The sequence below is a fragment of the Micromonospora sp. NPDC048898 genome, from assembly GCF_043198035.1.
Classification (GTDB): Bacteria; Actinomycetota; Actinomycetes; order Mycobacteriales; family Micromonosporaceae; genus Micromonospora.
The window spans coordinates 1-5,094 of record NZ_JBICUF010000042.1 but is presented as its reverse complement, the minus strand read 5'-3'; the positions used below and the strand labels follow the sequence as shown (position 1 = coordinate 5,094).

At 57.9% G+C, this 5,094-nt stretch carries 3 rRNA genes; all 3 read left to right on the top strand.

The window, feature by feature from the left end:
- Positions 1-1,335 (top strand): 16S ribosomal RNA (locus ACGFIQ_RS36160); the annotation flags it as partial.
- Between the two features lie 384 nt (positions 1,336-1,719).
- Positions 1,720-4,831, top strand: a 23S ribosomal RNA gene (locus ACGFIQ_RS36155).
- Positions 4,832-4,919: 88 nt separating this feature from the next.
- A 5S ribosomal RNA gene (gene rrf, locus ACGFIQ_RS36150) occupies positions 4,920-5,036 on the top strand.
- Positions 5,037-5,094: the final 58 nt, after the last annotated feature.

The window sequence follows — 5,094 nt, the reverse complement described above, 5'->3', positions numbered from 1 at the left end:
GGCCGCATGGCTGGTGGTGGAAAGTTTTTCGGCTTGGGATGGGCTCGCGGCCTATCAGCTTGTTGGTGGGGTGATGGCCTACCAAGGCGACGACGGGTAGCCGGCCTGAGAGGGCGACCGGCCACACTGGGACTGAGACACGGCCCAGACTCCTACGGGAGGCAGCAGTGGGGAATATTGCACAATGGGCGGAAGCCTGATGCAGCGACGCCGCGTGAGGGATGACGGCCTTCGGGTTGTAAACCTCTTTCAGCAGGGACGAAGCGAGAGTGACGGTACCTGCAGAAGAAGCACCGGCCAACTACGTGCCAGCAGCCGCGGTAAGACGTAGGGTGCGAGCGTTGTCCGGATTTATTGGGCGTAAAGAGCTCGTAGGCGGCTTGTCGCGTCGACCGTGAAAACTTGGGGCTCAACCCCAAGCCTGCGGTCGATACGGGCAGGCTAGAGTTCGGTAGGGGAGACTGGAATTCCTGGTGTAGCGGTGAAATGCGCAGATATCAGGAGGAACACCGGTGGCGAAGGCGGGTCTCTGGGCCGATACTGACGCTGAGGAGCGAAAGCGTGGGGAGCGAACAGGATTAGATACCCTGGTAGTCCACGCTGTAAACGTTGGGCGCTAGGTGTGGGGGGCCTCTCCGGTTTCCTGTGCCGCAGCTAACGCATTAAGCGCCCCGCCTGGGGAGTACGGCCGCAAGGCTAAAACTCAAAGGAATTGACGGGGGCCCGCACAAGCGGCGGAGCATGCGGATTAATTCGATGCAACGCGAAGAACCTTACCTGGGTTTGACATGGCCGCAAAACCTCCAGAGATGGGGGGTCCTTCGGGGGCGGTCACAGGTGGTGCATGGCTGTCGTCAGCTCGTGTCGTGAGATGTTGGGTTAAGTCCCGCAACGAGCGCAACCCTCGTTCGATGTTGCCAGCGCGTTATGGCGGGGACTCATCGAAGACTGCCGGGGTCAACTCGGAGGAAGGTGGGGATGACGTCAAGTCATCATGCCCCTTATGTCCAGGGCTTCACGCATGCTACAATGGCCGGTACAATGGGCTGCGATACCGTGAGGTGGAGCGAATCCCAAAAAGCCGGTCTCAGTTCGGATCGGGGTCTGCAACTCGACCCCGTGAAGTCGGAGTCGCTAGTAATCGCAGATCAGCAACGCTGCGGTGAATACGTTCCCGGGCCTTGTACACACCGCCCGTCACGTCACGAAAGTCGGCAACACCCGAAGCCGGTGGCCCAACCCTTGTGGAGGGAGCCGTCGAAGGTGGGGCTGGCGATTGGGACGAAGTCGTAACAAGGTAGCCGTACCGGAAGGTGCGGCTGGATCACCTCCTTTCTAAGGAGCACCTTCCGACGAAAGTCGGTAAGGAGCCCGCACTGCCCGACTGTGGTGGTGGGGTGCTCAGATGGCGGAGACACTGGCAAGTTTTCCCTCGGCAACGGCCGGGTTCCTTCTAGTACAGCTACTTTCGGGTGGTGGGAACGAAGTCCCTGGTGCGGCTGAGGAAGAATGTGAGCACCCTGTTGGGTCCTGAAGGAACAACCATTGTGTTGTTGTTTCAGAGACTTGGCCAGCCCTCCGTGTGGGGGCTGGGAGTCTGCCAGGCATGGCCTGGCCTCACATACCGCTGGTCCTGAGGGACTGGGTTTGGTGTGGGGCTGTTCGGGTTGTGGGTTGGTCGTTTGTTGAGAATTGCACAGTGGACGCGAGCATCTTTGTGGTCAAGTTGTCAAGGGCGAACGGTGAATGCCTTGGCACCAGGAGCCGATGAAGGACGTGGGAGGCCGCGATAGGCCTGGGGGAGCTGTCAACCAAGCTGTGATCCCAGGGTGTCCGAATGGGGAAACCTGGCACCAGTCATGTGGTGTCACCCACACCTGAACACATAGGGTGTGTGGAGGGAACGCGGGGAAGTGAAACATCTCAGTACCCGCAGGAAGAGAAAACAATTGAGTGATTCCGTGAGTAGTGGCGAGCGAAAGCGGATCGAGGCTAAACCGGCTGCGTGTGATACCTGTCAGGGGTTGCGTGGTCGGGGTTGTGGGACCCTGCTGAATGTACTGACATGCATTCGAGAAGTTACAAAGTTGGTGGCTAGTCGAACAGTCTGGAATGGCTGACCGTAGACGGTGAGAGTCCGGTAGGTGAAAGTTGCTGACCTTCTGTGGGTGTTCCCGAGTAGCGGCGGACCCCTGAAATCTGCCGTGAATCTGCCAGGACCACCTGGTAAGCCTAAATACTTCCTGGTGACCGATAGCGGACAAGTACCGTGAGGGAATGGTGAAAAGTACCCCGGGAGGGGAGTGAAATAGTACCTGAAACCGTTCGCCTACAATCCGTCGGAGCCTTGCGGGGTGACGGCGTGCCTTTTGAAGAATGAGCCTGCGAGTTAGTGGCATGTGGCGAGGTTAACCCGTGTGGGGGAGCCGTAGCGAAAGCGAGTCTGAATAGGGCGATTCAGTCGCGTGTCCTAGACCCGAAGCGGAGTGATCTAGCCATGGGCAGGCTGAAGCGCGGGTAAGACCGCGTGGAGGGCCGAACCCACCAATGTTGAAAAATTGGGGGATGACCTGTGGTTAGGGGTGAAAGGCCAATCAAACTCCGTGATAGCTGGTTCTCCCCGAAATGCATTTAGGTGCAGCGTCGCGTGTTTCTTGCCGGAGGTAGAGCACTGGATGGTCTAGGGGGCCCACAAGCTTACCGAAATCAGCCAAACTCCGAATGCCGGTAAGTGAGAGCGCGGCAGTGAGACTGCGGGGGATAAGCTTCGTAGTCGAGAGGGAAACAGCCCAGATCACCAGCTAAGGCCCCTAAGCGTGTGCTAAGTGGAAAAGGATGTGGGGTCGCATAGACAACCAGGAGGTTGGCTTAGAAGCAGCCACCCTTTAAAGAGTGCGTAATAGCTCACTGGTCAAGTGGTTCCGCGCCGACAATGTAGCGGGGCTCAAGCACACCGCCGAAGCTGTGGCATTCACATTTTATCCTCGCTTGGACGTGATTCCTTGTGCAGGTGTGTGGATGGGTAGGGGAGCGTCGTGCCGCGAGTGAAGCAGCGGGGTGACCCAGTTGTGGACGCGGCACGAGTGAGAATGCAGGCATGAGTAGCGAAAGAAGGGTGAGAAACCCTTCCGCCGGATGACCAAGGGTTCCAGGGCCAGGCTAATCCGCCCTGGGTGAGTCGGGACCTAAGGCGAGGCCGAGAGGCGTAGTCGATGGACAACGGGTTGATATTCCCGTACCCGCGAAAGAGCGTCCCTGATGAACCTCGTTGTGCTAACCACCCGAACCAGCGGAGACCTTCGGGTTGATGGTGGGGAGGCTGGGAACCTGATGGGTAGTAGTCAAGCGATGGGGTGACGCAGGAAGGTAGCTGAGCCCGGCCGGTGGTTGTGCCGGGGTAAGCGTGTAGGCCGTGTTGTAGGCAAATCCGCAACACATATAAGGCTGAGACGTGATGCCGAGCCGATTCAGGTGAAGTCAGTGATCCTATGCTGCCGAGAAAAGCCTCTAGCGAGTTCTTAGCGGCCCGTACCCCAAACCGACACAGGTGGTCAGGTAGAGAATACCGAGGCGATCGGGCGAACTGTGGTTAAGGAACTCGGCAAATTGCCCCCGTAACTTAGGGAGAAGGGGGGCCGGAGACGTGAAGCCCCGCGCGGGTGGAGCGTTGTATGGCCGCAGAGAGCAGGGGGAAGCGACTGTTTACTAAAAACACAGGTCCATGCGAAGAAGTAATTCGATGTATATGGACTGACGCCTGCCCGGTGCTGGAACGTTAAGGGGACCTGTTAGCTCTTCGGGGCGAAGCGGAGAACTTAAGCGCCAGTAAACGGCGGTGGTAACTATAACCATCCTAAGGTAGCGAAATTCCTTGTCGGGTAAGTTCCGACCTGCACGAATGGCGTAACGACTTCCCCACTGTCTCAACCACAGGCCCGGCGAAATTGCAGTACGAGTAAAGATGCTCGTTACGCGCGGCAGGACGGAAAGACCCCGGGACCTTTACTATAGCTTGACATTGGTACTCGAATTAGCTTGTGTAGGATAGGTGGGAGCCGGTGAAGTCCATACGCCAGTATGGGTGGAGGCAATCTTGAAATACCACTCTGGTTGATTTGGGTATCTAACTTCGGACCGTTATCCGGTTCAGGGACAGTGTCTGGTGGGTAGTTTAACTGGGGCGGTTGCCTCCTAAAAGGTAACGGAGGCGCCCAAAGGTTCCCTCAGCCTGGTTGGCAATCAGGTGTTGAGTGCAAGTACACAAGGGAGCTTGACTGTGAGACTGACAAGTCGAGCAGGGACGAAAGTCGGGACTAGTGATCCGGCACTTGCGAGTGGAAGCGGTGTCGCTCAACGGATAAAAGGTACCCCGGGGATAACAGGCTGATCTTCCCCAAGAGTCCATATCGACGGGATGGTTTGGCACCTCGATGTCGGCTCGTCGCATCCTGGGGCTGTAGCAGGTCCCAAGGGTTGGGCTGTTCGCCCATTAAAGCGGTACGCGAGCTGGGTTTAGAACGTCGTGAGACAGTTCGGTCCCTATCCGCCGTGCGCGTAGGATACTTGAGAAGGGCTGTCCCTAGTACGAGAGGACCGGGACGGACGAACCTCTGGTGTGCCAGTTGTCCTGCCAAGGGCACGGCTGGTTAGCTACGTTCGGAAGGGATAACCGCTGAAAGCATCTAAGCGGGAAGCCTGCTTCAAGATGAGGTATCCCACCCCACTTTGTGGGGGTAAGGCCCCCAGCTAGACGACTGGGTTGATAGGCCGGAAATGTAAGCCCGGTAACGGGTTCAGTTGACCGGTACTAATAGGCCGAGGACTTGACTACTAAGCTGCTACGCGTCCACTGTGCAACTCTGAACGAGCGAACACCCGCGTGAGTTCTGTGCCGGGGTTGTTTGATATGTTCATAGAGTTACGGCGGTCATGGCGGAGGGGAAACGCCCGGTTACATTCCGAACCCGGAAGCTAAGCCCTCCAGCGCCGATGGTACTGCACTCGTGAGGGTGTGGGAGAGTAGGACGCCGCCGGACAATCTTCCAGATAGGGCCACCCCGATACCGGGGTGGCCCTATCTGCATTCCCGCATCC